We start from the raw sequence: 24,962 nt of genomic DNA, 5'->3' as shown, positions 1-24,962 counted from the left end.
CTTCCCTTGAGCAAAATTCTTACCCGCAAGGTTTGGGGCTGTCTATGTCTGAGGCAGAGATCTTTGAAGGCGAAGTTGATATTATCCTTCATATACCCATTTCCCACCAACCATGGTGCGCTCAACAGGCACATCAACAAGGGTGAAGGGGTCAACTTGGGTCGGGTCGGCACCAAGCACAACAAGATCGGCCAGCTTGCCTACCTCAAGAGAGCCTTTGATTTTTTCTTCATACGAGGCGTAGGCCCCGTGAACCGTGCCAACCCTGATCGCCTCTTCAACGGTGATGCGCTGGTTGCCACCCCACAAGGTTCCTTTCATGTCCGTACGCGTCACACTTGATTGCAGGGCCATCATGGGCTCATAGGGGCCGGGCGGGTAATCAGAAGCCTGGGTGGCCATAACGCCAGCGTCAAGGAAGCTTCTAAGTGCAAACATATTGTTCAGGCGCTCCTTGCCATACTCGACCATTTTTTCGCCGTGGAAATACACATAAGTCGAGAAGGGGGTTGGTATTGCCCCAAGGGCCGCAATGCGGCGTACGAGGTCATCATTGATCACCGTGCAGTGCTCCAGCCGATAGCGAGGGTCAGCCTTAGGCATCTCTTTTTGAAGGCGCTCATAGATACGCAGGGTAATATCCACAGCCACATCCCCATTTGCGTGGATGCCAAGCTGCCAGCTCGCCGCATGGGCTTTGCGGGCTAGCTCATAAAGGTCGCCTTCCTCAGTAACGATGATGCCATAGTCATCAGGGCGGCCAACATAGGGCTTAGACAGCCTTGCAGTGCGTTCAGAGATTGAGCCGTCACACGTAGCTTTCATGCCGCCGAGGCGAACCCATTCATCACCGAAACCTGTTTGCAGGCCAGCAGCGATCATTCTGTCGATATCAAAATAGCCGATCATGCAATAGATACGGGTACCGAGTTCTCCAGCTTGGTAGGCGTCGTTATAGGCGATAAAGTCATCCCTGCTGCCATAGGCATCGGTGACGGACGTAACGCCTGATTTCGCGAGCATTTTGGAGATAAGCGCAACACCATCACGGCGTTGTTCGCGGGTCTCTCCTTTGGGGATAACAGCCTCAACGGCACTTGCGCCGGTTTCAAGCAGGCGGCCATTGAGACGGCCATCTGTTCGGTCAAAACGACCACCAGCAGGGTCTGGTGTGTTGTCATCTATGCTAGCCATTTTAAGGGCGAGGGAGTTTACGAAGCCTGTATGGCCACCCCTGTGGGATATAAACACGGGGTGATCCGGTGCGGCCTCGTCAAGATCTTCACGTGTCAGGAAGCGGCCTTCGCTGGTTTTTGTGTCGTCATATTTGAAACCTAGTACCCACTCACCCGGGGCCTTTTTTTGTGCCGCAGTGCGAATGGCTTCTTTTATTGCAGCGATAGACCGGAGGTCACAATCGACCTGAAACAGGTGCATGACACCTGAGTAAGCCGGATGGCTGTGGGCGTCGATAAAACCTGGCAGCACTGTCTTGCCGCCAAGGTCGATTTTTCTGGTGAGGGGCGAGGCGAGAGCAAGCACGTCTTCAGTGCTGCCAACGGCGGTAATATGCCCGCCGCTGATGGCTATCGCATCTGCGCGTGGCTGGTTGGCTGCCATGGTGATGATATTGCCGCCATAGAGTACTGTGTCAGGCTTTTCCATGCTGACAAGAGGCAACAGCGCCAAGCTGCTTGCCTGCATGTTGAACGTGCGTCGAGTTATCATCATTTCCCCCATTCTGATCATGATCTCCCATTTTGCCGTCTGGCAAAGCCCCTGAGAAGGCCACCTCATCTTTCATACTCTAAAAACTTCGTCTTTCCCAGAAACCGCAACCCGCCGTAACACAATGGCTTTTCTTGATTCTATGAATGCTGCAGGTCGGGCGGGATTTTTGGCAAGTCATTTTTATACCAAATATGGTGTATTGAGCGTTTCTTTGCACAAATTGAGGGGCTATACTGCCGCTTCGCTGGCGGGCTAGGGCGCTGGATATTCAATATTTTGAGAGAGTGGAGACAGGGGTAAATGGCGGATACGGGCGATCAACAGCTTTCGGGGCTTCTAGAAGAACGGCATGTGTATAAGCCGTTTCGCTATCCATGGGCGTATGAAGCCTGGTTGACGCAGCAGCAAATTCACTGGTTGCCGGAAGAAGTTCCGCTTGCCGAAGATGTGCGCGACTGGGCGCGTAAGCTGAGCGATTCTGAAAAGAACCTTCTCACGCAGATTTTCCGTTTCTTCACCCAAAGCGATATCGAGGTGAATAACTGCTACATGAAGCATTACACCAAGGTGTTTAAGCCTACTGAGGTGCAGATGATGCTGGCAGCTTTCTCGAACATTGAGACAGTGCACATTGCGGCTTATAGCCACCTGCTCGACACACTTGGTATGCCTGAAGCTGAATATTCAGCCTTCCTCCACTATAAGGAGATGAAGGACAAATACGATTATATGCAGCAATTCAACGTGGATGACCTGAAGTCAACCGCGCTGACGGTTGCCGTGTTTGGTGCTTTCACTGAAGGTTTGCAGCTTTTCGCGAGCTTCGCGATGCTGCTGAACTTCCCCCGTTTCAACAAGATGAAGGGCATGGGGCAGATCATTAGTTGGTCCGTGCGCGATGAGAGCCTGCACTGCGAAAGCATTATCAAGCTTTTTAGAACGCTGGTGAGTGAGAACCCGGAAATATGGGACGAGGACCTGAAGTCGCAGATCACGGAGGCCTGCCGCACGATTGTGGAGCATGAGGATGCCTTTATCGACCTCGCCTTCGGCATGGGGCCAATCGAGGGCCTGACGGCTGAGGAAGTGAAACAATATATTCGGTATATTGCAAACCGGCGCCTTGACCAGCTTGACCTCGATGGGATCTATGACATTGAAATCAATCCGTTGCCATGGCTCGATAGCATGTTGAACGCCGTGGAGCACACCAACTTCTTTGAGAACCGTGCGACGGAATATTCCAAGGCCGCAACGCAAGGATCATGGGATGAGGCATTTGAATAGGCGCTTTTTAGCCTTCAGGTAGAAATAAAATTTGCACCTCGGCCCTGTGGGCTGGGGTGTTTTTGTGTGAGCCCAAAAAAAAAATGCACCTGAGGGAGGCTCAGGTGCATTAGGTGGAACGCGTGGGCCGCTCAACAGCGAGGAGTGGTGACCGGTCTCATTTGCGCCTGCCCAACAGGGGTTAAGGGGGCTAATGGCAGGCGCGAAAGGCGTTCCTTAATCCCATCTGTCATGGGATTTTTTGTCGTGGCCATATCCATTGCCGCGATGTGCATAACGATGCGACAGGGATGCGTAATAATCGTCCACGTTTTCGTTGATCTCATGAGCCAGTTTTTCGCCAAGTTCTTCGGCTGTCTGGCGGCGCAGGCTGGTAGCAACCCGGTTTTGAAACGCGGGCGTTGATTTCTCAAATAGCGCTACCACCCCGTTATTGGGAAAACGATTAGTGGGTTCTGAACTGCAACGTGTGTGCGCGCGCAAGTTTTGCCCGGACTTAAAGTGCTCATCCGCTTTTACCCTGATGTGCTCCCGGTCAAGGCCAATACCATTGGTATGCACGCGTACGCTATAGCTGCCACGCGCTTCTGCCTTGGTTTTAACCACCGTATAAGAGGCCATATAAAGGGGGCCGCAACCGCTTGTTGTACGAGGGTTCACACGGCCATAACGATCTTGCTCATGGTCACGATCAACAACTCTAAAGTCTAGGTCATAGTCCTGTTCACGCACGCCAACCACGATATCAGCACGGCGGCGGTCGTCCGTTATGCGTACATAGTCAGGCACATTATGACGTACCGCTCGCAGTGTCTCGCCTTCAAATCGCTCTTCCGAGCGACGGCGGCCTTCGCTGTCGATATCGATATAGACGTACACCGGGTTATGGTCGCGGCGGGCATAAGCCGCACGATCAAATGAGACAGGCAAAACTTTAGGGCCTGTCTGGATATAGTCGGCAAATGCACCGGTGCCGGTTAACAAAACCAATCCTGCACCAAGGACGGCTTTACGGAATATCTGGGCGTTTTTCATGTCGGCTTCCTTCGCTGTTGTTGATGCCAAGCTAACAGGGCCTGGCTTAGCAAAAGCTGAGGTTAGTGTTCACCTGCCGTTCATGAATGGAGAGATGATTTTCATTTTGATATCAACGTTTTATGGGTTTTTAGGTTTGGTGTATAAATAGCGATAGCCTATCCTGAAACGGGAGAGACGGCACGTCACCTTAGGGGATAGCAGGGTGATTCGATGGTAGAACGCCTGAATTGAAAAGAGCGCCTCAGTTGCCCGAAGCGCTCATCATTTCTTTCAACCGTTAGTCGGTTATATCTGACCGTGGCAGTGTTTGAATTTTTTGCCGGAGCCACATGGGCACGCATCGTTGCGGCCGATACCCTGAAATGGGTTGCTGGCGGGCTGCGGTGCAGAAACTGGCGTGCCTGTCGCTCGGACATCGCCATGGCAATGTTTGAACTTCTCGCCAGAGCCACAAGGGCACGGTGCGTTCCGGGGTACATCACCCCATGTGCTGGTATCGTTGGCATCAAACCGACCTCTCGATGAACCCCCAATAGCCGCATCTGGCTCAGGATGGCTTTCCTGTACGATGCTTGGGCTTTTGGGCTCAAACTGTGCGGGGTCAGCCTGTGGCGCGAGCTCAATACGGCCCAGAAGCTGGGTGACGTGCTCGCGCATGTGATATAGCATGGCCTCAAATAGGCCGAAGGCTTCTGTTTTATACTCGTTGAGCGGATCGCGCTGGCCATAGGCTCTCAAAGATACGCCCTGACGAAGATGATCGAGGTTCTGGAGGTGGTCTTTCCATTCCTGGTCGACAACCTGCAACAGCAGGCTCTTCTCAATCCCGCGCCAGAATTCCGCACCATATTTGGTGGCCTTTGCGGCCATGTGGCGGTCAGCTGTATTCTCCAGGCGTTCGATGATTGAGGCGTCATCCACGCCTTCTTCGTCAGCCCAGACTTTCACATCCACATCAAGGCCAAGGATGTTATGAACATCTTCCTGCAGGCCGTCCAAGTCCCACTGCTCAGGGTAGGATTTTGCCGGAATGGCTTTCTCAACGATATGATGAACAACGTCCGAGCGCATATCCTTGATGGTTTCCTGAATATCGTCGGCGTCCATGATTTCGCGGCGCTGTTCATAAATCACGCGGCGCTGGTCGTTCATCACGTCATCAAACTTAACGAGGTTCTTACGGATATCGTAGTTGCGGGCTTCAACTTTTTGCTGGGCCTTCTCGATGGCCTTGTTGATCCATGGATGAATGATAGCCTCGCCTTCTTCGATACCAAGGCGAACCAGCATGCTGTCCATGCGCTCAGGCCCGAAGATGCGCATCAGGTCATCCTGAAGCGACAGGTAGAACTTTGATCTGCCCGGGTCACCCTGACGGCCGGAACGACCACGAAGCTGGTTATCAATGCGGCGGCTTTCGTGGCGCTCTGTAGCCATGATATAGAGCCCGCCAGCCTCGATAACCTTTTTCTTTTCCTCCGCGACCTCGGCTCTGATCCGGTCAGAGATTTCCTTGATCTTGGCCTCATCCTCGACCCCCGCGGTTTCGTCCTCGATCCGCATCTCGGCGTTACCACCAAGCTGGATGTCGGTACCGCGGCCAGCCATGTTTGTTGCGATGGTTACCGCGCTCAGCCGGCCCGCTTGAGCCACGATCTGTGCTTCCTGTTCATGGAAGCGGGCGTTCAGCACCTGGTGCTTGATCTTCTTTTCCTTAAGGAAAGCAGCGAGCACTTCCGACTTCTCGATCGAAACCGTACCAACAAGAACAGGTTGCCCTTTTTCTTGCGCCTCGGTGATGTCTTTGACGATGGCGTCGAACTTCTCTTTGGCTGTACGGTAAAACTCGTCGTGCTCGTCAATGCGCTGTACCGGCACGTTCGTCGGAATCTCAATAACGCCGAGGCCGTAGATGTCGCCAAACTCTTCCGCCTCAGTGGACGCAGTACCGGTCATGCCCGAAAGTTTCGGGTACATACGGAAGTAATTCTGGAAGGTGATGGACGCCAGCGTCTGGTTTTCCGGCTGGATTTCCACACCTTCTTTGGCCTCCAGGGCCTGGTGCAGGCCGCCTGAATAACGGCGACCTTCCATCATGCGGCCAGTAAATTCGTCGATGATGACAACCTTGCCACCATTTACAATGTAATCCGTATCGCGCTCAAACATGGTGCGAGCCTTAAGGGCTTGGTCAACATGGTGCACGATCTGTGTGTTTTCATAGTCGTACAGGTCGTCAGACGCCAAAAGCCCTTCAGCTTTCAGAATGCCTTCAACCTTTTCCGTACCATCTTCGGTGAGGGATACATGCTTGGACTTTTCGTCCTTCTCATAGTCTTCCTCAGTTAGTTGAGCGATGACGGAATTAATGGAGACATATAGCTCTGATTTGTCTTCAGTTGGGCCGGAGATGATAAGTGGGGTACGCGCTTCGTCGACGAGGATCGAATCAACTTCATCTACGATGGCAAAATGGAAAGCGCGCTGTACCATCTCGTCTTTGTGCGCTTTCATATTGTCGCGCAGATAATCAAAACCAAGCTCGTTGTTGGTGCCGTAGGTAATGTCACAGGCGTAGGCTTCGCGGCGATCTGCATCATACCGACCGGGTACAATAATACCGGTTGAAAGGCCGAGGAAGCCATACAGCTTGCCCATCCATGTGGCGTCACGTTCAGCCAGATAGTCGTTCACGGTTACAACGTGCACGCCTTTTCCCGGCAGGGCGTTCAAATATGCTGCCAGGGTTGCCACAAGGGTTTTACCCTCGCCCGTTTTCATCTCGGCGATGCTGTTGTCATGCAGCACCATGCCGCCAATGAGCTGTACGTCGTAGTGCCTCAGGCCCAGAACGCGCTTGGAAGCTTCGCGGACAACGGCAAATGCCTCGATCAGAAGATCATCGGTGGTAGCACCGGCTTCCAACCTTTCGCGGAACTCAGGGGTTTTCGCTTTTAGCGCGTCATCCGATAGAGCTTCCATCTCACTCTCAAGCGCGTTGATCGCTTCAACCTTTGGCTTGAGCTTTGAGAGATACCGGTCATTCGCTGAACCGAAAATCTTTTTGGTGAGTGTACTTAGTCCCAGCATAATGTTTCCCTGGTCTGCCCTTCGTTGTCACGGCGGTATAGCATTGGCAGACACAAACTAGAAATGATCTGCAAAACAGCAAAAAGGTGACTTTATTAATATATGCAGTTTGTCACTACAGGATTGCAGGCACAGATAAGTATCTGTCTGGCGTCTGTCAACTGGCCTGCGGCATATGACATGCAAATGAGGCCGATGTACGTGCAATTCTTGCTGTCTGTGTCATCTCGGGGCATTATGCGGTCTCTTTATTCCAGAGGATGGATGGATCGTATGGCCGAGTCTAGAATCTCACCGCTTGCCCCTGCAGGCTTCCCCAATCTTTTGCCAGTGCCCGGTGTTGAGATGGGCGCGATGCATGCGGGTTTCCGAAAACGGGAACGGCCTGATCTGCTTTTGGCGGTTTTTTCGGAAGGATCTGTGGCTGCAGGCGTGTTCACACGCTCAAAAGCCCCGGCCGCCCCAGTTGACTGGTGCCGTGCCGCTCTTAAGAAAACAGGCGGCAAGATAAGGGCGCTGGTGGTAAACGCCGGCAACGCTAATGCCTTCACTGGTGAGAAGGGCATGAAAGCCGCCGTTAAGTCTGCGGACGTGGCCTCAAACATTGTTGGGTGCGAGGCAGAGGAGGTGTTGCTTTGCTCCACCGGGGTAATTGGTGTGCCGCTCAATGGTGATCTGTTTGAAAAACCACTGACCCGTATTCACGCGGGCATGTCTGGCGCCATGTGGCGCGAGGCTGCTGGTGCGATCATGACAACAGACACCTATCCAAAGGGCTGCTGTCGGGTGGCGACCCTTGAGGGGCGGCCGGTGGTGATCTCCGGTATCACCAAAGGTTCGGGCATGATCGCCCCTGATATGGCCACTATGCTCGGTTTTGTGTTCACCAATGCGGCGCTTACTCACAATTGCTTGCAGAAGCTGCTTTCAAGCGCAACTGACCGCAGCTTCAACAGCATTACGGTTGATAGCGATACATCGACGAACGACACTTGTATTGCGGTTGCGACAGGGGTTGGTGCGGGTTATGACCCGATTGACGACCCTGACGACCCAAGGCTCGCAGATTTCCGCGCGAAGTTTGATGAACTGATGATTGATCTCGCGCAGCAGATTGTAAGAGACGGGGAAGGGGCCACAAAATTTGTGGCGATCACCGTTGAAGGTGCGGAAAGCAACGAGGCCGCGCGTACGATTGCTAAGTCAGCAGCGAACAGCCCTTTGGTGAAAACAGCAATTGCCGGTGAAGACGCTAACTGGGGCCGCTTGGTGGCAGCTGTTGGCAAGTCTGGTGAGGCGGCAGAACGCGACAAACTGCAGATATGGATTGGTGGTCAACATGTGGCGCACAAAGGTGCGGTGCATCCTCGCTACAATGAGGAAGAAGCCACGGCCCACATGAAGGGCCAAGAGATCGACATTCGCATTGACGTGGGTGTTGGCGAAGGTGTTGCCACGGTCTGGACCTGTGATCTGACGTACGATTACATCCGTATCAACGCTGATTATCGCAGCTAGGCGATATCTACCCGCTACGCATCACCCCAACCGGGCGTTTCCTGCCGGGTTGGGGTTTTGTTTTAACTAATGCTCTGATTTTTAACATGTTTTTTCTGGCATGAGACTTGAATTGATTAGCGTGGGGTCATGCTGACTAGAGAGTTGCCGGAGAAAAAAGATGCCAACTGTAAACTTGGAACTGCAACTAAAGTTTTTGAATGAGCTGGATACAGCACTTGCTGATGCGCTGGGTCGCTATTCAGATGAAAGCGCTGAGAAGCTTGCAGAACTTGAGTATATGCAACGGGAAGTGACACGCGCGCGTCGTGTGATCAATGACCGTTTGAAGGTGAATGCGGACGACGACACACTAAGTGTGCGCAAAGCCCGTGCTTCAAGCCTGTTTCAGGAAGCTGCCTTCAGCTGAAGTTTTTAGTCTTCCCCGACGGGTACTTCCTGCGTTCGGGTTGAGAGCATATCGAACAGCCCGGTGACGAGATCAGCGAGCACTCCAATGCCGCCTGCTATGCCGCCTGCGATAAGTGCTGCGATTAAGCAATATTCTACGGCGGTTGCTCCCTGAAGGTCACCCCTGAGGTCAGCCAGAAGCGCGGTTATGCGCTTGGGTAATATAAGCTGAGCTGTCAGGGTAATATATCCGTACATTATGTTATTCCGCCTCAATGCCTGAATGCCTCAATGTCCACACTCCCCTTCAAAAATAAACAATCGGTTAAAGCTTGAATTTGACTAAAACTGGCGCTACGCGTTGGCCTATGGATGATTGCCCCGAACCCAATGTGAGAATTGATGCAGGCCTGCCGACTGTGCTGGTGGCTGCTATCGCCCTTATCGATATTGATGGCCGTGTTTTGATCGCAGAGCGACCCGCAGGCAAGTCTATGGCAGGCATGTGGGAATTCCCTGGCGGAAAGGTCGAGGAAGGTGAAATTCCCGAGGCCGCTCTTATCCGGGAATGCAAGGAAGAACTGGGCATCGATATTACCGCTGCCTGCCTTGCTCCGTTTGCTTTTGCCTCCCACTCATATGAGAAATTTCATCTCTTGATGCCACTTTTTGTTTGCCGCAAGTGGGAAGGTCTTGTGCAGGGCCTTGAAGGCCAGCGCACCAAATGGGTCAAGATACGTGATCTGGGTGAGTATGAAATGCCACCTGCGGACATCCCTCTTATTGCCATGCTGCGGGACTTCTTTTGAGTGCGGACGCGCTAGCTCCATATATACTGGCTGACGATAGTTCCCGCCGGGCCTTGGAAGCGGTTCGCAGCGTAGGGCCCTTTGGCGCCTATGTCGCTGCAGGGTTTATTCGCAACAGGGTTTGGAACAGTTTCTATAAGCCCAAACCCGCCCATGTAATCGCCGACACTGACGTGGTTTATTTTGACCGAAACGACCTTTCCCTCGCTACAGAGCAAGGTTTCGAGCAAGCGCTGGAACGAGAATGCGCTGGGCAGGAGTGGCAGGTACGCAATCAGGCCCGCATGCATGAGAAGGCGAGTGATCCACCATACCCCTCAATCAGCGAAGCGCTTGCTCATTGGCCGGAAACAGCGACAGCCGTCGCCGTACGTCTTAATGCTGATGACCGACTTGAGATATTAGCTCCTTTTGGGCTTGATGACCTTTTGGCTCACAGGCTTCGGCCAACTCCGGCGATCATCCGGCGTGACAGAACAATCTTTGATGTGCGAGTTGTTCAAAAGGGCTGGCTTGAACGTTGGCCCAATGTCGAGCTGGTGAATTAGGGCTTGGGGGGCTTGCCAGCTTTCAACGCATCCGCAAGATTGACGGCGCCGCTGCCCGGCTTAAGGGGTTTCTGTTGACTTTTATGTGGATGCCAACCGGTCATATACATGACCTGGAAGGTTGCGGGGATGCGCCCGTCTTCTAGCGCGTATTTCTCAACGTATATTTCACAGGCCCGCATAAGCACATCACGGCGTAAAAACCGGCGGCTGCGGCTCACAAGCGCGTTGGCTTCCCCCATGCCGCGCAGTTCCTGCATCAGCTTGAGCGGATGCTCGTAGGTGACCGTGATGGTGTCCATATCAGTAACGGGAAGTGCGAAACCCGCGCGCTGCAACAGGCTGCCAAGGTCTCGGACGTCAGCGAACGGAATAACGCGGGCGTTGGCGCCGCCCAATATCTCTGATTCGGCGGCGATAAGCGCGTGCCTTAGCTCATGCAGCGTATCTCCACCAAAAAGCGAAGCCATGAACAGGCCATCAGGTTTCAGGGCGTGATGACACTGCACCATCAGGCCGGGCAGGTCGTTCACCCAGTGCAAGGCAAGGTTTGAGATCACGAGATCGAAGCTTGCAGGCGTTGCGTCAAGGGCGTCGCCATCTTGTGGCAGGGCCGTTGTTTGGGTTGGGCGCAGGCCAAACCGCCCGCCAATATCGAGCACTTCTGCAAACTGGCGATTGATATCAAGCAGCCGGTCTTCCATCCGGTCCGCGATCTCATTGCGGAGGAAATCAAAAGAAGAACCCATGCGGGCACCGCGCGCCATGTTGCGTTCAACGGCCCGCATGTCAAAAAGTTTTGGAGACTGTGTATCATTTGCCATGCGATTTCCTTAAGCGAGCCTGAAGCCCTGCGCAACTACTTAGGTGCAACCATTTTGGTAGAGCGAGTTGGAATTGGCATATGGTGTGGCCTCATATCGCCTGCTAGGCTCAGGTTATGAGAATGGTCGCAGATAATGTGAAACGTGTGGGGCGCGGGGTGTTGGACTTTCTGTTGCCGCCGCGATGTCCATCGTGCGGCACGCGCATCGCTGATGATGGGCACCTCTGCGGTACATGCTGGGGTGAAATGGCCATGATAACAGCGCCTATGTGTGGCTTGTGTGGGTTGCCTTTTGCCGCTGGTGACCTGGACGGGGCCGAATGCGGCGCCTGTATGCGGGAGCGGCCGGAGTTTGATTGGGCGCGGGCCGCTGTTGTTTATGACGATAGGGCGAAATCTTTGATCCTTGGTCTCAAATACGGAGGGATAGGGTCGGGCGTGCCTGCACTCGGCCGTATGATGGCGGGGTCAATTGCACGCGAAGCTAAGCCTGACCTTATTATTCCGGTTCCGTTACATTCAAGGCGACTGCTGATGCGACGGTTTAATCAGTCTCAGTTGCTGGCAAAAACGCTGGCAACCAATCTCTCGCTCCCGCTTGAGGCATTTGCGCTTGAGCGGCGCAAAGCCACACCAAGCCAAGGAACACTGAACCGGAAGAGCCGGAAGCGTAACGTGGCGGGGGCGTTTCGTGTCACAGCTGATGGTAAACAAGCGATTGCTGGCAAATCGGTCTTGCTGGTTGATGATGTGCTTACAACAGGCGCGACAGCTTCGGCTTGCGCGAAAGCCCTGAAGCGGAGCGGCGCCTCGCATGTTGGCTTGGTTGTGTTCGCGCGCGTGAAGCATCCTTCCGCAGGGTAACTTTGCTTCCCCTTTAATTCGCGCGGGTTTTGCCCTACATAAGAGCCGAATGAGTATAGGAGCGCCAAACGTGGCAAATGTTGTGATGTATAGTTCTGGAATGTGCCCTTACTGCTACCGCGCCAAAGCGTTGTTGCAGCAGAAAGGCGCAGTGTTCCGTGAAATCAGCGTGGATATGAACCCGCAAGCGCGGCGTGAGATGCGCGAAAAAGCAGGCGGTGTGAATACTGTGCCGCAAATCTGGATCGACGATACCCATGTCGGCGGGTGCGATGACATGTACGCCCTTGATGCGCGCGGTGGCCTAGACACCCTGCTTGCGGGATAACATCATGCTGCGTGCAGCCCTTGTGCAACTGAATACCGGTAATGAGATCGGCCCCGCAACGGATAGCGCTGAGCGGTTTATTCGCGAAGCAGCGCTGGGCGGTGCGCAATTTATCAGTACGCCTGAAACCACCCATTTGATGGAGATGAACCGTCAGGTGGTTCTGGAGAAAGCGTTTTTTCAGGATGAGGACCCTGGCCTTGTGCGTTTCTGTGCGTTGGCAAAGGAATTGGGCATATGGCTGCATATCGGGTCGCTGATTACCAAGGTGGCGGAAGACCGGCTTGCCAATCGTTCCTACTTGATTTCTCCTGATGGCAAAATAGCGGATGCTTATAGCAAGATACATCTTTTTGACGTTGATTTGGGCGGCGGTGAGGCTTACCGCGAAAGCGCGCTTTATGATGCCGGGGACAAGGCGATCGTTGCAAAAACACCGCTGACCACTTTTGGTCTCTCCGTTTGTTATGATCTTCGCTTCCCGTATCTTTACCGTGCGATGGCAGAGGCAGGAGCAATGGTATTATTGGTTCCGGCGGCATTCACACGCCCCACTGGCAAAGCCCATTGGCATACCCTTTTGAAAGCGCGCGCGATTGAAACCGGATGCTTTGTGCTCGCGGCTGCGCAAACGGGTCACCATGCAACGGGTCGCGACACCTATGGTCACAGCCTTGCGATTGACCCATGGGGCGAAGTTTTGGCGGATGCAGGCGAAGAGGTGGGGGTAACCTTTGTTGACCTTGACCTTGCAAAAGTCGCGGAAGCGCGGCAGAAGGTTCCATCGCTTAACCATGGCCGCAGCTTTGAAACAGTCTATAGTGAACATTCATGATCGTCTTTGACCTGAAATGCCCGGATAGCCATCGCTTTGAAGCGTGGTTCAAGTCTTCAACTGCCTTTGCGGAGCAGCAGCGCGCAGGCTTGGTTGAATGCCCTTACTGCGGCTCAGTAGAAGTTTCAAAAGCACCGATGGCGCCCAACGTTGGAACAAAAGGTAACCAGCGTGTGGAAGCGGCCCCGATGGTTCAGCATAAAGATGACGCCCGCTTGGGCGAACTTGCTTCTGAGGCGAAAAAAGTGTTCGCGAAGCTGAAATCGCACGTTGAAAAAAACTGCGACTATGTAGGTGATCAGTTCGCTGAGGAAGCGCGCAAGATTCATTATGGCGAATCAGATGAACGCGGCATCTATGGCGAGAGCACTCTTGAAGAAACCCAGGCTCTTCTGGATGAGGGCATAGACGTGTTGCCGTTGCCCGGAAACCCAAGTGGACGTGAAGACGCCTAAGGTTTCAAGACTTCAGGCAGGCGCGGTAGGCGCCGGGCGTTACCCCGACAATATTTCTAAACTGAGTGGTCATGTGGCTTTGATGTGCGAAGCCAAGCTTTGCGCTAATGCATGCAAGTGATGCATTGGTGCCCAGCATGGTCTTTGCCCGCTCGATCCGCTGTCGATTAATATACTGTGCAGGTGCGGCGCCAAAACTCAGCTTGAACATGTGGGCAAAATGATAGGGGCTGTGCCCGGTCAGTTTTGCCATGTCACTAATTGTCAATTTTTCCTGGAGCCGTTCAGCTATAGCTGACCTGACGATCTTGCGGTGGTAGTCCGAAAGGCCAGATTTTATGGTGCGGTTCTTCAGTTCGATGGCGCTGTAACTGCAGATCAGGTGATTGAATATCTGCATCAATGTTTGTTCGCTTTCCATGCTGGCACAATGTCGTGCCGCCTCGCACTGGGCAAAATATGTGGTTAGCAAGTGCTGGAGAACGGTGTCGTCAGCGTAGGTCACATCCCGCAACTCAATCAGCCGCGCATCATATTCAAGATAGCTGGCAGCATAGTGTTTGAAGAAGGCATCGCTGAAGTATAGATGCACAAAATCCACTTTATCGCCAATATGCCAATGAGAGGCATGGCCTTGTGGCATCAGGCATAGGCGCCCTGGTGCGCCACTGTTCGAACGTTGATCGGCGCGATAGCTGGTGTCTCCACCTTTCAGGTAGAGGCTGAGGGTGTGACTATCATTTTTTTCATAGGCGACGCTGTTGCGGCCAATAGCCCACCGTGAAATGGCGACCTCGTTCAACAGATTGATCTGGTCCATCATCTCTGCATTGGCACGTAGCAGAATAGAGCCGTCTATTTTTCCTGTTGTTGGTGCCATCGCTTTCTCCACACTCCTCACAATAGGCGTACGGTAAGGGCGATAAAACCGCAAGATATTGATATCCCGGCCCACGTTGTTGTGTCTCTAATATGCGCATCAAGGCTCGCATATAGACGAGCATAACAGCGAGGGAACCAAAATGAGTGTTTCAATATTTCCAGGCGACCGAGAGGGTCGTCGGCGCACCTGGGTGTGGGCCGTACCGTTCTTACTGGTAATTATCTTCTTTGCGGGTCAGATATTAGCCATCGTGCCGGCTATCGAAAGCGGCATGATTGCCGAAGATGAAATAGAGACCTATCCCAATATCCTTTACATGCTGACGGTTCTGTTTGGCTCTGTATTGGTCCTATTAGGGCTGTGGGTGAAGTTTTTTGAGGGGCGCGGCCTCGCCAGTATGGGGATGATCCTGGAGTCTCAGGCCAAAAACAAGCTCGGCTGGGGCTACGGTGTTGGCCTTGTTATGGCGACTGCTTCTGTAGTGGGGATTTGGGCGTTTGGTGGCTATAGTGTAGAGCGCCCGCAAAACTTCGCGTTGGTAAGCTATGCTCCCATCTGTTTTCTTGCACTTGGGTTTTTAGTGCAATCAAGCGTCGAAGAAATCATGTTCCGGGGGTGGATGCTTTCCCGGGTATCTGAGCGTTTTGGCCTTTGGGCGGGTATTCTCTCAAACGCAACACTGTTCACCCTGATGCATGTGGACTTTTCCGGCGACGAAGCTTTTAGCCTGATTGATTTCAGCATTTTCATTTCCATGACCATGCTATTCTCCATATTTCTGAGCTTCCTTGCCATCAGGCAGAAATCAGTTTGGGGTGCCTGCGCTTGGCATGCCGCGTGGAACTGGTCGTTCATTACATGGTTTGGTTTGCCAACCACTGGCATAGCGCTGGATATCACGCCGCTGTGGGTGGACCTGGTGATGGATGAAAGTCAGGCAAACTGGGTGACCGGCGGCGCAGCGGGTCCGGAAAATAGCGCGATCACTATGGTGGTTTTGCTTATCGGGTGTGCGCTGCTTTACCGCAGTGTACGCAAGACCCTGACCGCCTAGCACGTTGAGATTGGTGGCAATCAGGCTTTAGGCTTGGTTGCCGTCATTGCGTAATTTACGCTGGTGTCCGTGTCAGACAGCCGCCATTTTTGGCTGAAGGGGTTCATCACAAACCCGGTGGCAAGCCCACTTTTCAGTCCAACGCGTGTACATGCAGCCGCCAGTTCATGTGGGGTCAGGAATTTATTCCAGTCGTGCGCCCCAACAGGCAGCCAACGCAGGATATGTTCCGCACCAACAATAGCGAAGAGATAGGCCTTGGCTGTGCGGTTGATAGTGGACAGCAGCATGAGCCCGCCGGGCTTGAGGAGTGTCTGGCACGCGCCAAGATAAGCATCTACGTCCGCCACATGTTCAACAACCTCCATATTGATGATGATGTCAAACTGTTCGCCCGCGTCCGCAAGTGCTTCGGCTGTCGTGTTACGGAAATCAATCTCAAGACCGCCTTGTGAGGCGTGCACGCTGGCGGTTTTGATGTTCTTTTCCGCAGCGTCTACGGCAACAACGTGGGCGCCAAGGCGCGTCATAGGCTCCGAGATCAGACCACCACCACAACCGATGTCGAGAAGCCGGAGACCTTCAAAAGGTCGCTTTAGGCCTTGCTCAAGGCTAAAGTGTTCCTCAACTTCCTGCCGGATATAAGCAAGACGTGTGGGGTTCAGGATATGCAAGGGTTTGAACGGGCCTTTCGGGTCCCACCAGCTGTCGGCGATGCGCGCGAAGAAAGCAACCTCGTCTTCATTGACCGTTGCACCCTCTGCCATTTTATTGCCGTCATTCAGCATATCTTTTGCTACCCACAAGCTTTTCGAAGCTGTTCATCTGTTTGAGCGCTTGCACGAGCGCTGACCAGCCATTAAACAATATCGCGCTGCACTTCAATACGCACGCGAAGCCTAATCGGGTCAAGTTGTTGCGTCAAAATGACAGACCTCATTCTAAAGCGAGGGCCGGAAACATTAAATGGCACGGATAGTAAAAAAGTTTGGCGGTACGTCGGTCGGCGATGTTGACCGTATCCGCAATGTGGCGAACCGGGTATCAAAAGCGGTCGCTGAAGGTCACGAAGTTGTTGTTGTGCTTTCTGCCATGTCTGGCACCACCAACCAGCTCGTGGAATTCTGCCGCGCGGCTGCGCCCCTGCATGACGCCCGTGAGTATGATACCGTTGTGGCGGCGGGTGAACAGATTACCGTTGGCCTCCTCTCCATTTGTCTGCAGGAAATGGGTGTGCCTGCGCGCTCTTTCCTTGGATGGCAGGTGCCGATACGCACCAATAGTGTGCATGGCGCCGCCCGGATTGAGGAGATTGACACTAAAGCCCTGGAGGAATGCCTGAAAGGTGGCCGCGTTGCTGTGGTCGCCGGTTTCCAAGGCATTGCGGATGATGGCCGCATCACCACGCTTGGGCGAGGTGGGTCTGATACATCTGCGGTGGCGCTGGCTGCCGCGCTGAAAGCTGATCGCTGTGATATCTATACGGATGTGGACGGTGTTTACACCACCGACCCCCGTATTGTGCCACGGGCACGTAAGCTCGATAAAATTACCTATGAAGAGATGCTTGAAATGGCATCCCTTGGAGCCAAAGTATTGCAAACACGTTCTGTTGCCCTTGCCATGAAACATGGTGTGCGCACGCAGGTGTTGTCTTCTTTTGAAGATAAACCCGGAACGCTTGTTGTCGGTGAGGATGAAATCGTGGAACAGGAAGTCGTTAGCGGGATCGCTTATTCCCGCGCTGAAGCAAAAGTAACCGTTGTTGGCCTTGAGGATCGTCCGGGCCAGGTGTCTCACCTGTTCGCGCCGCTTGCTGACGCCAACATCAACGTTGACATGATCGTGCAAAGTGCGTCTGAGGATGGTACCTCCACGGATGTGACCTTCACGGTGCCTGAGGATGACCTTCTCAAGGCTGTAAAGGTGCTCGAGAGCAACAAAGAAGCCCTAAAGTTCCGTGATCTGGTATACACCGGTAACGTGGTGAAGGTTTCGGTGGTTGGTGTTGGCATGCGCAGCCACGCCGGTGTCGCACGGACCATGTTTGATACACTCGCTGAGAAAGGCATCAACATTCAGGTGATCTCAACATCAGAGATCAAGGTGAGTGTGATTATTGATGCAGAATATACTGAACTTGCTGTACGAGCGCTCCATAGCGCTTACGGCCTTGATGCGCCTGTGAAAGCCTGATCTTGATGTTTGAAGGGACTGCAATGTCTGAACAAGGACTTGCGCGGCTTGACGCGCTGTGGAAGCGCGGCACGGATTTCCTCGGCAGTAAATACGCCATTCTTGGTGGTGCGATGACGTGGGTGTCCGAACGCCATTTGGTAGCGGCGATTTCAAACGCTGGTGGCTTTGGTGTAATTGCCTGTGGCGGCATGGGACCGGAGTTGCTGGCGGCAGAGATTGAAGCGACACGCACGCTGACAGACAAGCCGTTCGGTGTCAACCTGATCACCCTGCACCCTGATCTGGATGCCTTGATTGATGTTTGCGGCGAACAAGGCGTGAGTCATGTGGTGCTGGCGGGTGGTCTGCCTTCGGGTGCTGCTATCGCCAAGATCAAGGGGTTTGGCGCCAAGCTGATGTGTTTTGCACCAACGGCCACACTGGCTAAAAAGCTTGTCCGCTCTGGCGTTGATGCAATCATCATTGAAGGCATGGAGGCTGGTGGCCATATTGGTCCCGTCTCCACAAGTGTTTTGGCACAGGAAATTTTACCTGTGTTGCGAGATGTGCCCGTGTTCGTGGCGGGCGGTATTGGCCGCGGCGAAGCCATCGCCAGTTATCTGGAGATGGGGGCGTCTGGCGCACAGCTCGGCACACGTTTTGTGGTGGCTGAAGAATGTATCGCGCATGAAAATTTTAAGAAGGCATTCATTCGTGCCAACGCACGGGACGCAATCGCAAGTGTGCAAATCGATCAGCGTTTCCCGGTAATTCCGGTGCGGGCGCTTCGGAACGAAGGCACGGAAAAATTCATGGAAACACAACAAGCTATCGTGACGCGTTTCCAGAAGGGTGAGGTTAGCCAGGAAGAAGGGCAGATGCAGATCGAGCACTTCTGGGGTGGCGCGCTTCGCCGCGCAGTGGTTGACGGTGACGTGGAAACCGGGTCTGTTATGGCAGGCCAAAGTGTTGGTATGGTCAAGAAGATCGAGCCGACAGCCATGATAATCGACGAACTTGTGGGACAAGCCTGCACCTATCTTGCAGACTAGCCCGTTGGCTCGAGAGCCGCGGTTTTCATGAAGCCATTGACGGCTTTTTGAAAGGCGCGAAACAGCGAAGGGGGATACCTTGCCTGACCATGTCAGTCAGCCAAGATTGCTACTGAGGCGGCTTCACAGCGTGATGGCCGGCAGCGGCAAACCACAGGATCGGCTTGACCGTGTTGTGCGGGTGATCGCGCAGAATATGGTTGCCGAAGTATGCTCCATCTACCTTGCGCGTGCGGGCAGCGTGCTCGAACTTTTTGCCACTGAAGGTCTGAAAGAAGAAGCTGTTCACTTAACCCGTCTCAGCGTGGGAGAGGGCCTGGTTGGCCTCGTGGCTGAACGTGGCCTGCCGCTTAATCTTTCCGAAGCACCGCAACACCCGCGCTTCGCATACCGCCCTGAAACAGGCGAGGATATTTATCACAGCTTCCTAGGCGTACCCATCTTGCGCACCGGCCGTGTTGTTGGTGTGCTTGTGGTGCAGAACGTAGCACCGCGCCGCTACAAGCCGGAAGAAGTGGAAGCGCTTCAAACCATTTCAATGGTGATCGCCGAGCTTGTGGCCTCGGGCGAGCTGGTAGACAAAAGAGAACTGACCGAGGACAGCGGCTCAACCGGTGAGCCGATCACGCTTGACGGTCTGGCGCTTGCTGGCGGTGTTGGCGCAGGGGTTGCTGTTTTCCACCAGCCGCAAGTGCGCATTACCCGTACGGTCGCAGACGATATTGACGAAGAGCGTACCCGCCTTGAGGATGCCATCGCCGAGATGCGTCTGCAGCTCGAGCAGATGCTTGAACACCCTGATCTCGCGCATGGCGGTGAACACCGCGAGGTGCTCGAGACCTACCGCATGTTTGCCTACGATCAGGGCTGGCAGGAGAAGATGCGCGACGCTGTGATGTCCGGCCTGACAGCAGAGGCTGCGGTCGACAGGGTGCAGCAGGAAAACCGCATGCGGATGGCCAAGATCCGTGACCCCTATTTGCGAGAGCGTATTTCTGATTTTGATGATTTGGCCGTTCGCCTGATCCGTATCATACAGGGTGATACCAGCAGCCACCGGGCCAAACTAACTGAAGACTCTGTGCTTATTGCCCGTACGCTCGGTCCCGCCGAGCTCATGGATTATGACCGCAAATATCTGAAAGCCATCGTGCTTGAGGAGGGGTCCAGCACCTCACACGTAACCATCATTGCGCGGGCCATGGGTATAGCAATGATTGGCCGGGTCACGGGACTTCTAACTCATGTTGAACCGGGTGAGCCTGTTGTTGTTGATTCTGCCTCGGGGCACGCTTATGTGCGACCCGCGGATGATGTGCTTGAGAGCTATAAAGCTAACCTCAAGCTGCAGGAACAGCTGCTGGCGGAATATGCGGCGGAACGTGACCTCGCAGCAGAGACGCTGGACGGCGAAAAAATAACCCTGCTGATGAACGCTGGCCTGCTGGTTGACCTGCCAAGCCTTGATAGTACTGGCGCGGAAGGCATTGGTCTGTTCCGTACCGAGTTTCAGTTTATGGTTGCGCCTGCGCTGCCGCGTGTTGATGAGCAGACCAGGGTCTATGCGGCGGCGATCGAGGCAGCGGGTGATCGGCCGGTGGTGTTCCGCACGCTTGATATCGGCGGTGACAAACCCGTGCCTTTCTTGCCGCGGGACGAAGAAGAAAACCCTGCCATGGGCTGGCGTGCTATTCGTATCGCGCTCGACCGCCCGGCGCTTCTCCGTTATCAGTTGCGCGCACTTCTCTATGCGGCGGCGGGACGCACCTTGCACGTCATGTTCCCGATGATTGCCGAGGTGGCAGAACTTAAGCGCTGCAAATCCATCCTGAATAAAGAGCTGCTTCGGCTGAAGAAGTATGACAAGGAACCGCCGACAGAAGTAAAGGTCGGCTGTATGCTTGAGGTGCCGTCGCTCGCATGGCAGATGGACCTGCTGGTGAAGGAAGTTGACTTTCTCTCTATTGGCACCAATGACCTGATGCAGTTTTTCTTTGCGTGTGATCGCTCAAACCCAAGACTTGCAAACCGCTATGACCTCTTGGCGCCGCCCGTGCTTTCGTTCTTGCACGGTATTGTGCAGACCTGCCACAAGGCGGGCGTGCCGGTAACATTATGCGGGGAAATGGGCGGCAGGCCAATTGAAGCCATGGCACTTGTGGCGCTTGGCCTCAGGCGCCTATCCATCTCGCCAACCTCCGTTGGTCCGGTGAAGCGTATGATCCGTTCGCTCAATCTGAAAGCGCTTGAAGGCTTCGTCACTTCCAACATTTCATCGGCTGAACATTCGATTCGCGACAAACTGATTCACTTTGCGCGAGACCATGATATCAAACTGTAAATTATCGTTCATTTGCAGTCTGTTGCCCTCAAAGGCTAAAAACTTACCTTTAAAATTTGATTCTATTTGACACACGCCATTAAATGTTTTTTGACTAATGTGTGGTCCAATAGAACCGTTGAAAAATAAATTTGGGCCGCAACCACTGGCTGCCGCGAGATGCGGGGCGGTTGATGCAGCCTGAAAGTGGTGCTCGAGAGGTTGGGGGTAAAAGCCTACCGACCCAAAGAAACGGTATATCGCTACTAGGGCGAGGGGCTGCCCGGTTATTGAGTAGCAGGGGACGGTTATAAAATGACAGACCAAACGGAAACAGTCGGTGAACTGTTGAAGGCGGCGCGTTTGAGCCGCAACATCAGCATCGAAGCTGTAGCAAAAGATATCTGCATCAGAACAAGCTATTTGACGGCAATTGAAACCGGCGCTTTTGACGAGCTGCCGGGGAAAACTTTTGCAGTTGGCTTCGTTCGCGCATATGCAGCGCACCTTTCGCTTGATAGCGATAGCATTGCTCAGGCCTTCAAGAAGGAACTGGGCATTCCTGAGCCTCAGAAGGCTATGCAAAACCCCATACATAAACCTGCTGCGCCTGTACGCGCTCGGCGGTTACCCGCATGGTTGTCTCCGCTTGGCGGTATTGTTGGCGTGGCGCTGTGTTGGGCCTTTCTGGGGAGCAGCATTGCGCCCTTCTCGCTGGTTTCCGATAATACGCTTGTCGATGCGGCAACCGATACAGCTCAACTAATGGCCGTGCAAGCAACGCTCGAGACCGATAAAACGCCTTCAAGTGAGGTTGTGCAAACCGCCGCTGCCAAAGCCGGTTTGCAGGACGTGGTACCTCAGCCAAAAACTGATGACACCCGGACCAATCCAAAAAATGAACGGGCAGACCAAGCGGCGCCGCAGTCTCTTTTCTTGCCTGCCGCGAACGCTATGCCAAGCGCGCCACAAGGCGAAGCCCATAGCGATATTGTGCTCTCCGCCAACGAAGACGCATGGGTGCGCCTATCCAAGCAGGACGGAACCGAAATCTGGTCAGGTGTGCTGCGCGAAGGACAAAGCTATCGTCCGCTTCTTGAAGGATCAGTTCTTCTGTCCACCAGCAATGCAGGCGGTGTTGCGCTTTCGGTTGGCGGCAAGACATTGTCTGCCCTTGGTGAACGCGGTGAGGTCGTGAGCGAGATGGCACTTGATCGCGAGAGCCTGCGTTCCAACATCGCAGCGCATGCGGCGTTTGTAACGGGCTCGCGCTAAGTATAGCTGTCCCCATATTGAATTTCTTGAAAATCCTTGCTTTTGGTAAGGCGCTTCATCATGTATAACGCCACGAAACGACCGTGGTATTAAAGGTGTGAGCGCGCGATGAGTATCCGCCCCTGGAGAGATGTGATCAGACGGAAATCCCGCCAGATAATGGTGGGCGATGTTCCCGTGGGTGGAGATGCGCCGATTTCCGTGCAGACCATGACCAATACACTCACGTCTGACCCGCAAGCCACAATCGCGCAAATTCATGCGGCAAAAGAAGCGGGCGCTGACATCGTGCGCGTTTCGTGCCCGGATGAAGCATCAACGGCAGCGATGCCTGAGATTTGCCGCGAAGCTGGTGTGCCGATCATTGCGGATATTCACTTCCACTATAAACGCGCACTTGAGGCCGCTGATGCAGGGGCCGCTTGCCTGCGTATCAACCCCGGCAACATCGGCTCGGCAGAGCGGGTGCGCGAAGTGGTGCGGGCCGCAAAAGCAAACGGCTGTTCCATGCGTATTGGTGTGAATGCTGGCTCGCTTGAAAAACACTTGCTTGAGAAATACGGCGAGCCTTGCCCCGAAGCGCTGGTGGAAAGCGCGCTTGAGCACGCCCGCATCCTTGAAGATAACGACTTCTTCAATTTCAAGATCAGCGTAAAAGCGTCTGACCTTTTTCTCGCTGTAGCAGCCTATCACGGCTTGGCTGACGCGTGTGATTATCCGCTGCATCTCGGTATCACCGAAGCTGGTGCCTTGCGGGGCGGTACGGTGAAATCTTCAATCGGTATCGGGTCCCTGCTTTGGGCCGGTATCGGCGATACCGTGCGGGTATCCTTGTCTGCTGATCCGGTGGAAGAGGTGAAGGCGGGCTTTGAAATTCTCAAATCGCTCGGCCTTCGGCACCGCGGTGTGCGGATCGTTTCCTGCCCATCATGCGCGCGGCAAGCTTTCCCGGTGATCAAGACCGTTGAGGTGCTGGAAGAGCGCCTTGCGCATATCCATACACCGCTGAGCCTCTCGATCATTGGCTGCGTGGTCAACGGCCCGGGCGAAGCGCGCGAAACAGACATCGGCCTCACAGGTGGCGGGCAGGGCAACCATATGGTTTACCTCTCGGGCGTGACTGACCATAAAATTACCGACGACAAACTCGTTGATCATATTGTGACGTTGGTTGAAGAAAAAGCCGCGGAAATCGACGCCGCAGCCGCGTCTCATTAGCTAAAATAAAAGGAATTTCCCGTGTCCAAACTGCAACCAGCGCGGGGCACGCGCGATATCTATGGGGATGAAGCCCGCCGAATGGGTGTGGTGGTTGAGACTTTCCGCCGCGTCGCTGGGTCTTATGGTTTTGAAGACCTGTCCACCCCGATTTTTGAGTTCACGGAAGTTTTCAAGCGCCCGCTTGGTGAAGCATCAGACGTTGTCTCGAAAGAAATGTATACCTTTGAAGATCGCGGCGGCGAAGAAGTCACGCTGCGTCCCGAGTTCACAGCGGGTGTTTGCCGGGCGTTCATTTCAAACGGTATGCAGCAGAACCTGCCTTGTCGCCTGATGAGCCACGGCCCTGCCTTCCGGTACGAGCGCCCGCAAAAAGGCCGCTATCGGCAATTTCACCAGATCAACGCAGAGCTTCTGGGCCCCGACACACCTGAGTTTGACGTGGACATGATCGCGATGGCATGGCGGCTTTTATGTGAACTTGGGCAAGGTGACAAGGTGATCCTGCACCTGAATACGCTCGGGGACATTGAAAGCCGCGCAGCCTATCGTGACGCGCTGGTTGCGTACCTTGAGCAGCATAAGGACAAATTGTCCGAAGATAGTTTGCGCCGGCTTGAGACTAACCCACTGCGTATTCTTGATAGCAAGGACGAAGGCGACAAGATCATCGTCGCGGACGCACCGCTGCTGTCGGAGCATCTGAACCAGGCTTCGCGCGCGTTTTTCGGTGCCGTGCAGGCGGGTCTTGACGCTGTTGGTGTGCCCTATGAACACAATGAGCGGCTGGTGCGTGGGCTTGATTATTACACCCACACAGCGTTTGAATTTGTGACCACGGAACTGGGTGCGCAAGGCACGGTGTTGGCTGGCGGACGTTATGATGGTTTGATTGAAAAGCTCGGTGGCCCAAAGGTTGCCGGTGTTGGTTGGGCTGGCGGCATTGAGCGCCTAGCCATGCTCTCAACCATCGAGCTTGAGGAAAAACGGCCTGTGTTCATCATGCCGATGGGCGAGGCCGCAACGCTGAAAGCCTATACCTTGGCTGAAGATATGCGCGCGGGCGGCGTGACCGTTTTGGCAGATCGCAGCGGTAATCTTAAAAAACGCCTGACCCGGGCAAGCAAAGCAAATGCAAGGTTTGCTGTTATCATAGGTGACAACGAGCTTGAAGCGAGTGTTGCGATGGTCAAGGATCTTGACCGTGGCACGCAGGACCAGGTGACATTTGATGCGCTTGCTGGCGCGGTTGTGGGGTAAGGC

23 protein-coding genes are annotated in these 24,962 nt (G+C 54.0%); 16 read left to right on the top strand and 7 right to left on the bottom strand.

The features are described from left to right. Window positions 1-81: 81 nt before the first annotated feature. The gene (locus ACOOGA_RS07035) at window positions 82-1,704 is read right to left on the bottom strand and encodes an amidohydrolase (RefSeq protein WP_420430066.1); all 1,623 of its coding nucleotides are present in this window, start codon (window positions 1,702-1,704) and stop codon (window positions 82-84) included. Window positions 1,705-2,031: 327 nt separating this feature from the next. Between ACOOGA_RS07035 and ACOOGA_RS07030 the strand changes: the two genes are divergently transcribed. Further along, window positions 2,032-3,018, top strand: coding sequence for a ribonucleotide-diphosphate reductase subunit beta (locus ACOOGA_RS07030; protein ID WP_420430065.1), 987 nt, complete (start codon window positions 2,032-2,034; stop codon window positions 3,016-3,018). A 216-nt stretch (window positions 3,019-3,234) separates the two neighbouring features. On the opposite strand, the gene ACOOGA_RS07025 is transcribed toward ACOOGA_RS07030, so the two are convergent. Together ACOOGA_RS07025 and secA are read right to left on the bottom strand one after the other, a co-directional pair. Next, window positions 3,235-4,053, bottom strand: a complete 819-nt coding sequence (locus tag ACOOGA_RS07025; RefSeq protein WP_420430064.1) for a hypothetical protein — start codon at window positions 4,051-4,053, stop codon at window positions 3,235-3,237. Between the two features lie 288 nt (window positions 4,054-4,341). Next, entirely contained in the window at window positions 4,342-7,146 is a 2,805-nt protein-coding gene (gene secA, locus ACOOGA_RS07020) for a preprotein translocase subunit SecA (protein WP_420430063.1), read from the bottom strand. Between the two features lie 273 nt (window positions 7,147-7,419). On the opposite strand from secA, the gene argJ reads away from it, so the two are divergent. Further along, a complete protein-coding gene (argJ, locus tag ACOOGA_RS07015; RefSeq protein WP_420430062.1) occupies window positions 7,420-8,664 on the top strand; it encodes a bifunctional glutamate N-acetyltransferase/amino-acid acetyltransferase ArgJ in 1,245 nt (414 codons plus the stop codon). 160 nt (window positions 8,665-8,824) lie between these two features. Further along, window positions 8,825-9,073, top strand: coding sequence for a hypothetical protein (locus tag ACOOGA_RS07010; RefSeq protein WP_417462154.1), 249 nt, complete (start codon window positions 8,825-8,827; stop codon window positions 9,071-9,073). 5 nt (window positions 9,074-9,078) lie between these two features. Here ACOOGA_RS07010 and ACOOGA_RS07005 read toward each other — a convergent pair whose 3' ends face one another. Continuing rightward, window positions 9,079-9,312, bottom strand: a complete 234-nt coding sequence (locus tag ACOOGA_RS07005) for a Flp family type IVb pilin (RefSeq protein ID WP_420430061.1) — start codon at window positions 9,310-9,312, stop codon at window positions 9,079-9,081. Between the two features lie 110 nt (window positions 9,313-9,422). Here ACOOGA_RS07005 and mutT point away from each other — a divergent pair, with 110 nt between their 5' ends. Both mutT and ACOOGA_RS06995 read left to right on the top strand, forming a co-directional pair. Then, window positions 9,423-9,863, top strand: coding sequence for an 8-oxo-dGTP diphosphatase MutT (gene mutT, locus ACOOGA_RS07000; RefSeq protein ID WP_420430060.1), 441 nt, complete (start codon window positions 9,423-9,425; stop codon window positions 9,861-9,863). Continuing rightward, complete coding sequence (locus ACOOGA_RS06995) at window positions 9,860-10,411, top strand: nucleotidyltransferase family protein (protein WP_420430059.1); 552 nt, start codon at window positions 9,860-9,862, stop codon at window positions 10,409-10,411. Before mutT ends, ACOOGA_RS06995 begins: the two co-directional genes overlap by 4 nt. Here the strand turns inward: ACOOGA_RS06995 and ACOOGA_RS06990 are convergent. Next, on the bottom strand, window positions 10,408-11,235 hold the full coding sequence (locus ACOOGA_RS06990; RefSeq protein WP_420430058.1) for a methyltransferase domain-containing protein: 828 nt from the start codon (window positions 11,233-11,235) through the stop codon (window positions 10,408-10,410). The genes ACOOGA_RS06995 and ACOOGA_RS06990 overlap by 4 nt on opposite strands. Window positions 11,236-11,357: 122 nt before the next feature. Here ACOOGA_RS06990 and ACOOGA_RS06985 point away from each other — a divergent pair, with 122 nt between their 5' ends. From ACOOGA_RS06985 to ACOOGA_RS06970, 4 genes are all read left to right on the top strand, one after another. After that, window positions 11,358-12,101 carry a double zinc ribbon domain-containing protein gene (locus ACOOGA_RS06985; protein WP_420430057.1) on the top strand — a complete coding sequence of 248 codons (744 nt, stop codon included), beginning with the start codon at window positions 11,358-11,360 and terminating at the stop codon, window positions 12,099-12,101. A gap of 85 nt (window positions 12,102-12,186) precedes the next feature. After that, window positions 12,187-12,429, top strand: coding sequence for a glutaredoxin 3 (gene grxC / locus ACOOGA_RS06980; protein WP_420430056.1), 243 nt, complete (start codon window positions 12,187-12,189; stop codon window positions 12,427-12,429). A 4-nt stretch (window positions 12,430-12,433) separates the two neighbouring features. Further along, the gene (locus ACOOGA_RS06975; protein WP_420430055.1) at window positions 12,434-13,264 is read left to right on the top strand and encodes a carbon-nitrogen hydrolase family protein; all 831 of its coding nucleotides are present in this window, start codon (window positions 12,434-12,436) and stop codon (window positions 13,262-13,264) included. Then, window positions 13,261-13,719, top strand: a complete 459-nt coding sequence (locus ACOOGA_RS06970; protein WP_417462146.1) for a DUF1178 family protein — start codon at window positions 13,261-13,263, stop codon at window positions 13,717-13,719. The genes ACOOGA_RS06975 and ACOOGA_RS06970 overlap by 4 nt, the downstream gene beginning before the upstream one ends. 4 nt (window positions 13,720-13,723) lie before the next feature. On the opposite strand, the gene ACOOGA_RS06965 is transcribed toward ACOOGA_RS06970, so the two are convergent. Further along, window positions 13,724-14,599 carry a helix-turn-helix domain-containing protein gene (locus ACOOGA_RS06965; RefSeq protein WP_420430054.1) on the bottom strand — a complete coding sequence of 292 codons (876 nt, stop codon included), beginning with the start codon at window positions 14,597-14,599 and terminating at the stop codon, window positions 13,724-13,726. 142 nt (window positions 14,600-14,741) lie between these two features. On the opposite strand from ACOOGA_RS06965, the gene ACOOGA_RS06960 reads away from it, so the two are divergent. Further along, window positions 14,742-15,656: a CPBP family intramembrane glutamic endopeptidase gene (locus ACOOGA_RS06960; protein WP_420430053.1), complete on the top strand. Its 915-nt coding sequence runs from the start codon at window positions 14,742-14,744 to the stop codon at window positions 15,654-15,656. 20 nt (window positions 15,657-15,676) lie between these two features. Here ACOOGA_RS06960 and ubiG read toward each other — a convergent pair whose 3' ends face one another. After that, window positions 15,677-16,462, bottom strand: a complete 786-nt coding sequence (gene ubiG / locus ACOOGA_RS06955; protein ID WP_420430052.1) for a bifunctional 2-polyprenyl-6-hydroxyphenol methylase/3-demethylubiquinol 3-O-methyltransferase UbiG — start codon at window positions 16,460-16,462, stop codon at window positions 15,677-15,679. Between the two features lie 160 nt (window positions 16,463-16,622). Here ubiG and ACOOGA_RS06950 point away from each other — a divergent pair, with 160 nt between their 5' ends. The 6 genes from ACOOGA_RS06950 to hisS all read left to right on the top strand — a co-directional run bounded on the left by ACOOGA_RS06950 (window position 16,623) and on the right by hisS (window position 24,959). Beyond that, window positions 16,623-17,852, top strand: coding sequence for an aspartate kinase (locus ACOOGA_RS06950; protein WP_417462142.1), 1,230 nt, complete (start codon window positions 16,623-16,625; stop codon window positions 17,850-17,852). A gap of 23 nt (window positions 17,853-17,875) precedes the next feature. Further along, window positions 17,876-18,886 carry an NAD(P)H-dependent flavin oxidoreductase gene (locus tag ACOOGA_RS06945; RefSeq protein ID WP_420430051.1) on the top strand — a complete coding sequence of 337 codons (1,011 nt, stop codon included), beginning with the start codon at window positions 17,876-17,878 and terminating at the stop codon, window positions 18,884-18,886. Window positions 18,887-19,019: 133 nt separating this feature from the next. Further along, entirely contained in the window at window positions 19,020-21,227 is a 2,208-nt protein-coding gene (gene ptsP, locus ACOOGA_RS06940) for a phosphoenolpyruvate--protein phosphotransferase (RefSeq protein WP_420430635.1), read from the top strand. Between the two features lie 294 nt (window positions 21,228-21,521). Beyond that, entirely contained in the window at window positions 21,522-22,481 is a 960-nt protein-coding gene (locus ACOOGA_RS06935; RefSeq protein ID WP_417462139.1) for a helix-turn-helix domain-containing protein, read from the top strand. A 108-nt stretch (window positions 22,482-22,589) separates the two neighbouring features. Continuing rightward, window positions 22,590-23,699: a flavodoxin-dependent (E)-4-hydroxy-3-methylbut-2-enyl-diphosphate synthase gene (gene ispG / locus ACOOGA_RS06930; protein WP_417462138.1), complete on the top strand. Its 1,110-nt coding sequence runs from the start codon at window positions 22,590-22,592 to the stop codon at window positions 23,697-23,699. A 21-nt stretch (window positions 23,700-23,720) separates the two neighbouring features. Next, window positions 23,721-24,959: a histidine--tRNA ligase gene (hisS, locus tag ACOOGA_RS06925; protein WP_420430050.1), complete on the top strand. Its 1,239-nt coding sequence runs from the start codon at window positions 23,721-23,723 to the stop codon at window positions 24,957-24,959. The last annotated feature ends 3 nt before the right edge of the window (window positions 24,960-24,962 follow it).

It is taken from the genome of Kordiimonas sp., from assembly GCF_965216265.1.
Classification (GTDB): domain Bacteria; phylum Pseudomonadota; class Alphaproteobacteria; order Sphingomonadales; family Kordiimonadaceae; genus Kordiimonas.
Note: the sequence above shows the minus strand (reverse complement) of the source record. Positions and strands in the feature narration are given on the sequence as shown.

What these genes read in the sequence shown, in the direction of transcription:
- ACOOGA_RS07035 (WP_420430066.1), bottom strand. Translation starts at nt 1,704, where the DNA reads ATGCAGGCAAGCAGCTTGGCGCTGTTGCCTCTTGTCAGCATGGAAAAG.
- ACOOGA_RS07030 (WP_420430065.1), top strand. Translation starts at nt 2,032, where the DNA reads ATGGCGGATACGGGCGATCAACAGCTTTCGGGGCTTCTAGAAGAACGG.
- ACOOGA_RS07025 (WP_420430064.1), bottom strand. Translation starts at nt 4,053, where the DNA reads ATGAAAAACGCCCAGATATTCCGTAAAGCCGTCCTTGGTGCAGGATTG.
- secA (WP_420430063.1), bottom strand. Translation starts at nt 7,146, where the DNA reads ATGCTGGGACTAAGTACACTCACCAAAAAGATTTTCGGTTCAGCGAAT.
- argJ (WP_420430062.1), top strand. Translation starts at nt 7,420, where the DNA reads ATGGCCGAGTCTAGAATCTCACCGCTTGCCCCTGCAGGCTTCCCCAAT.
- ACOOGA_RS07010 (WP_417462154.1), top strand. Translation starts at nt 8,825, where the DNA reads ATGCCAACTGTAAACTTGGAACTGCAACTAAAGTTTTTGAATGAGCTG.
- ACOOGA_RS07005 (WP_420430061.1), bottom strand. Translation starts at nt 9,312, where the DNA reads ATGTACGGATATATTACCCTGACAGCTCAGCTTATATTACCCAAGCGC.
- mutT (WP_420430060.1), top strand. Translation starts at nt 9,423, where the DNA reads ATGGATGATTGCCCCGAACCCAATGTGAGAATTGATGCAGGCCTGCCG.
- ACOOGA_RS06990 (WP_420430058.1), bottom strand. Translation starts at nt 11,235, where the DNA reads ATGGCAAATGATACACAGTCTCCAAAACTTTTTGACATGCGGGCCGTT.
- ACOOGA_RS06985 (WP_420430057.1), top strand. Translation starts at nt 11,358, where the DNA reads ATGGTCGCAGATAATGTGAAACGTGTGGGGCGCGGGGTGTTGGACTTT.
- grxC (WP_420430056.1), top strand. Translation starts at nt 12,187, where the DNA reads ATGTATAGTTCTGGAATGTGCCCTTACTGCTACCGCGCCAAAGCGTTG.
- ACOOGA_RS06975 (WP_420430055.1), top strand. Translation starts at nt 12,434, where the DNA reads ATGCTGCGTGCAGCCCTTGTGCAACTGAATACCGGTAATGAGATCGGC.
- ACOOGA_RS06970 (WP_417462146.1), top strand. Translation starts at nt 13,261, where the DNA reads ATGATCGTCTTTGACCTGAAATGCCCGGATAGCCATCGCTTTGAAGCG.
- ACOOGA_RS06965 (WP_420430054.1), bottom strand. Translation starts at nt 14,599, where the DNA reads ATGGCACCAACAACAGGAAAAATAGACGGCTCTATTCTGCTACGTGCC.
- ACOOGA_RS06960 (WP_420430053.1), top strand. Translation starts at nt 14,742, where the DNA reads ATGAGTGTTTCAATATTTCCAGGCGACCGAGAGGGTCGTCGGCGCACC.
- ACOOGA_RS06950 (WP_417462142.1), top strand. Translation starts at nt 16,623, where the DNA reads ATGGCACGGATAGTAAAAAAGTTTGGCGGTACGTCGGTCGGCGATGTT.
- ACOOGA_RS06945 (WP_420430051.1), top strand. Translation starts at nt 17,876, where the DNA reads ATGTCTGAACAAGGACTTGCGCGGCTTGACGCGCTGTGGAAGCGCGGC.
- ptsP (WP_420430635.1), top strand. Translation starts at nt 19,020, where the DNA reads ATGGCCGGCAGCGGCAAACCACAGGATCGGCTTGACCGTGTTGTGCGG.
- ACOOGA_RS06935 (WP_417462139.1), top strand. Translation starts at nt 21,522, where the DNA reads ATGACAGACCAAACGGAAACAGTCGGTGAACTGTTGAAGGCGGCGCGT.
- ispG (WP_417462138.1), top strand. Translation starts at nt 22,590, where the DNA reads ATGAGTATCCGCCCCTGGAGAGATGTGATCAGACGGAAATCCCGCCAG.